The following is a 3,633-nucleotide window of genomic DNA, read 5'->3' on the forward strand; positions in this document are numbered from 1 at the left end:
CGGCCTCATTTCTCGCTGCCGTCCAGATCAGATGCATCGCTCTCTGGGCTAAAATCTTGTGACGACACTATCTAGTTCTGAGTACGTTGAAGATGGAGAACAATGCCCAGTCCAGCATGAAGATGAGTGACTTTATCGAGCTGCTGACCCAGAAGCGCATCATGGTCGTGATCGCCTTCCTGCTGTTCTACGTGGCGGCCGAAGCGGCGTTCCTGAACTTCTTCCCGATTTTCTATGCCGCACTCGATATCGCCGATCTCGACGCCGCTGGTAAAGCCGCAAAAGCCGCCTACGTGATCTCCTCGTTTGCCGGGCTGTTCACCATTGGCCGCGTGATTGGCGGTTTTATCACCCTGAAACTGGGCGAGCGCCGGACGCTGATTTGGTTCTCGATTCTGTCGCTGGGTTCCATCATCGTTAGCCGCATGCTGGTCGTGGAGTTCGTCTACCTGTTTATGCTGTTCGGTTTCGCCATGTCCGTGCTGTTCCCGACGGCGGCAGCCATTGCCACACGTTTGACCAGCAAAAGCGGGTCGGTGATGGGGCTGATTTATGTTGCCTCTGGCTTCGGCGGCGCGCTGGCTGGCTCGGTCATCGGCCAGGTCTCCGACAGCTACGGTATCTCGACGGGCTTTAACTGCATCATCGCCTTCGTCGCCGTGTTCTTTATCCTTGCAATGTTAATCAAAGAAAAAGCGCAGTAACCGCACTGCCTTTGGCAGCAGTCAGCCCCGGCTCTCCGTATGGCTGCTGCCTTTTTTACAACCTTTACGTTGTTATCCTTTGCGTTTTTCGAAACCTACAGCGGTACAATGACCGCTGCGGCCCACCCGTTATTTCGACACATCGGTCCCGAAGTAAGTGTTGGAGATCTTCTGGTAGGTTCCGTCTGATTTAATCCCGTCGAGAGCCTTGTTGATCGCCTGCTGCAGCTCTGGATTGTCCTTACGAATCAGCACTCCGACCTGCTCAGCATCATTTTGTGAAGCCACGATTTTGACCGGTGCATCCGGTTTGTGTTTTTTGAAGTCGAGGAACGACAGGTTGTCGTTGATGGTGGCATCCGCGCGGCCCTGCACCACCAGTGAAACGGACTGATCGAAGCCATCGGTGCCCACCACTTCCGCACCGTACTTACGCGCCAGCTGCGCATAGTTACTGGTCAGGGTGTGGGCAGATTTCTTGCCTTTGAGGTCATCGAAGCTCTTGATCGCCGTGTTGTTGCTGTTGACGATCAGCACCGCTTTGGAGGAGATGTAAGGCTCGGAGAAATCAAATTTTGCCTGACGCTCAGGGGTGATCGACACCTGGTTGATGACCGCGTCGTAGCGCTTCGCGTCCAGCCCGGCAATCAGGCCATCCCATTTGCCTTCGACAAACTCTGCCTTCGCACCGATACGTTTAGCGATTTCACGGCCAATCTCCACGTCAAACCCCACCAGTTTTCCGGAAGCGTCATGGTAGGTGAACGGTGGATAGGTGCCTTCGGTGCCGATTTTCAACACCCCGGCAGATTTGATACTGGACAGATCGTTGGCCGCAAACGCAGCATGAGAAACGCTCAGTTGGATGGCGGTGGCCAGTAGTGCAGTGACTAATACCTTCATCATTAGCTCCTTAAAGAGTTGCCGTGTTGTTGTTTTAAATTTCCCAGGAATCGGGAAGGGTGTCGGTTAGGGTGGAAATAAACAGTTGGGTTCGCGTCTTCTTCGCCTGGGTGAAGATGGCCTTCGATGTGCCGCTCTCCACGATGTGCCCGGACTCCAGAAAAACGACCTGGTTGGCGATATTCGCCGCCAGTCGTAAATCGTGCGTCGCCATCAGCATGGTGGTGCCTTCCTGGGCGAGCTGGCGCAGCACGGCGACAACTTCCAGCGACAGTTCAGGGTCGAGCGCCGAAGTGGGTTCATCGCAGAGCAAAACTTTCGGCGACGGGGCCAGCGCACGGGCAATCGCCACGCGCTGCTGCTGGCCGCCGGAGAGCATCGCCGGCCAGGCGTCGCGCTTGTGCAGCATGCCAACTTTGGTGAGCAGCTCTTCCGCCCGCGCACGGGCTTTGGCGACGGGCCATTTCTGCACTACCACCAGCCCACGCGTGATGTTTTCCAGCACCGTTAAGTGCGGGAATAGCTGAAAGTTCTGAAAGACCATGCCGGTCTGCTGGCAAATCCGCCGGATGTCTTTTTTCTTCGGCTTTGCGTGTCCGTTAAATGAAATATCTTCACTGCCAATTTTCACCGTTCCGGCCTGGGGTATTTCCAGTAAATTGACGCAGCGTAATAAGGTGCTTTTCCCACTGCCGGAAGGGCCAATTAATGCCGTAACGCTCCCTTCTGGAAGATTTAGAGAAATATCGTGCAGGACCTTCTGCGAGCCAAAACTTTTCTCAAGTCCGGATAGCGTTATCATTATTATTTTCCTTAGCCACGGTATTTCTTTCTAATCGGGTTTCCAACTGCGACTGTAAATACGATAAAACGGAGCTGATCAGCAGATAGAGCAGTGCGGCTTCGGTATAAAGAATAAGCGGCTGATAGGTGACGGCGGCAATACGCTGTGCGGCGAGAAACATTTCAGGAACCGTAATCACCGAGGCCAGCGAGGTATCTTTCACCAGCGAAATAAAGGTGTTTGATAGCGGTGGTACCGCCACCCGTGCCGCCTGCGGCAAAATGATGTGGCGCAGCGACTGGCTCCAGCTCATGCTGATGGAATGCGCCGCCTCCCACTGGCCTTTCGGCACCGAGAGCAGCGTTGCGCGGATCACTTCTGAGGTATAGGCACCAATGTTCAGCGTAAAGCCGATCACCGCCGACGGGAAGGCATCCAGCGTAATACCCGCATTCGGCAGAGCGTAAAAAATAAGGAACAGTTGCACCAGCAGCGGCGTGCCGCGAATAATCCAGACATAGAAGCGCACCACGCTTTTAAGTGGCGCCGGCCCATATAAACGAATTAACGCCACGACGAATCCCAGAATTAATCCCAGGACGAAGGTAATTAGCGTTAATGGAATAGTAAATGTCAGCCCGGCATAAAGCATTGGCCAAAATGAATCTATTGCTAGCGATAACCAATCGGGCACACTTCACCTTCCCTGAAAATTATTATTTTCAGTTGTTATAAATTGAATGGCATAACTCTATTTTATAAGGCGAGTCTATCACGGGGTAATTGCGGACGTATCGAGATATACCAGGAATGGATAGCTACTTTTAACAATTGCTATTTATGGGAATGCTTTTTCATATTTCATCTATACGAAACCACGCAAGATACTCCAACGCGCACAGTGAATGAATAACGACTATAACGCAGCATCTTTGAGTCCCGGCAATCGTTGTGCCAGGTAATTGGTCAAAAAATCGATACACGTTTTGATACGTTCAGCGCTGGACGCTCGTCGGGTATATACCGCCCAGATATTCGCCTCCTGATACCACTGCGGTAATATATGTACCAGTTCGCCGTGTTCAATGAATTCAGCCACATCCCATGTCGAACGTAACGCAATACCATGCCCTTTTCGCGTCCAAATCAGTACAACGCTGCCGCTGTTAGGGAAGGTGCGATTTAATCGGTGGGGTTCAGTGGAGTCCTTAGCTGTATTAGCCTTACCTTAGCTGAGCTGTA

General features: G+C 52.6%; 4 protein-coding genes and 1 pseudogene. 1 reads left to right on the forward strand and 4 read right to left on the reverse strand.

Annotated elements, in window-relative coordinates; genetic code table 11:
* Positions 1 to 92 precede the first annotated feature (92 nt).
* Positions 93 to 704, forward strand: a complete 612-nt coding sequence (locus tag ACSZPU_RS24325; RefSeq protein WP_499004137.1) for an MFS transporter — start codon at positions 93 to 95, stop codon at positions 702 to 704.
* A gap of 129 nt (positions 705 to 833) precedes the next feature.
* Here ACSZPU_RS24325 and ACSZPU_RS24330 read toward each other — a convergent pair whose 3' ends face one another.
* From ACSZPU_RS24330 to ACSZPU_RS24345, 4 genes and pseudogenes are all read right to left on the reverse strand, one after another.
* Positions 834 to 1,607, reverse strand: coding sequence for an amino acid ABC transporter substrate-binding protein (locus ACSZPU_RS24330; protein WP_499004141.1), 774 nt, complete (start codon positions 1,605 to 1,607; stop codon positions 834 to 836).
* Positions 1,608 to 1,641: 34 nt separating this feature from the next.
* Positions 1,642 to 2,409: an amino acid ABC transporter ATP-binding protein gene (locus tag ACSZPU_RS24335; protein WP_499004138.1), complete on the reverse strand. Its 768-nt coding sequence runs from the start codon at positions 2,407 to 2,409 to the stop codon at positions 1,642 to 1,644.
* Positions 2,387 to 3,085 (reverse strand): amino acid ABC transporter permease, encoded by a 699-nt coding sequence (locus tag ACSZPU_RS24340; protein ID WP_499004139.1) that lies wholly within the window; start codon positions 3,083 to 3,085, stop codon positions 2,387 to 2,389. The genes ACSZPU_RS24335 and ACSZPU_RS24340 overlap by 23 nt, the downstream gene beginning before the upstream one ends.
* Before the next feature lie 222 nt (positions 3,086 to 3,307).
* Positions 3,308 to 3,559, reverse strand: a pseudogene (locus ACSZPU_RS24345) (LysR substrate-binding domain-containing protein); the annotation flags it as partial.
* Positions 3,560 to 3,633: the final 74 nt, after the last annotated feature.

This window comes from Phytobacter sp. V69, assembly GCF_965644215.1.
Lineage (GTDB): Bacteria > Pseudomonadota > Gammaproteobacteria > Enterobacterales > Enterobacteriaceae > Phytobacter.